Origin of the sequence: Delftia sp. JD2 (genome assembly GCF_001682645.1) — a bacterium.
GTDB classification, from domain to species: Bacteria; Pseudomonadota; Gammaproteobacteria; order Burkholderiales; family Burkholderiaceae_C; genus Comamonas; species Comamonas acidovorans.
This window is the reverse complement of record NZ_LFJT01000170.1, coordinates 1-276: the sequence shown is the minus strand read 5'-3', so window position 1 is coordinate 276 and position 276 is coordinate 1. Positions and strand designations below refer to the sequence as shown.

Genomic DNA, 276 nt, shown 5'->3' with positions numbered 1-276 from the left:
TCGCCGTCGCTCAGCTGGGTGTAGCCGCCCGGCCATTCGTAGATTTCGTGGCCGTCATGGGCGTGGCCCGGCGGGTCGCGCCGCAGGTGGGTGAGGTCGGCCCGGGGTTTCTTGAAGTCGTAGTCGTCGCTGTAATGGCGGCCCGATTTGATTTCCTGCTCCAGATGCCAGGCGTGGATGTTTTCCTGATCGCCTGCGGCCGCTTTTTCAGGGGGATAAAAGGGAATGGAGGCGCCCCCGGGCAATACGCTGTGCGAGGCAATGATGTCGTCGCAC

1 protein-coding gene is annotated in these 276 nt (G+C 63.4%); it reads right to left on the bottom strand.

The features are described from left to right. Positions 1-276 (bottom strand): phage late control D family protein (locus ACM14_RS30330; RefSeq protein WP_175403334.1); only part of this gene is annotated, 276 nt, incomplete at both ends.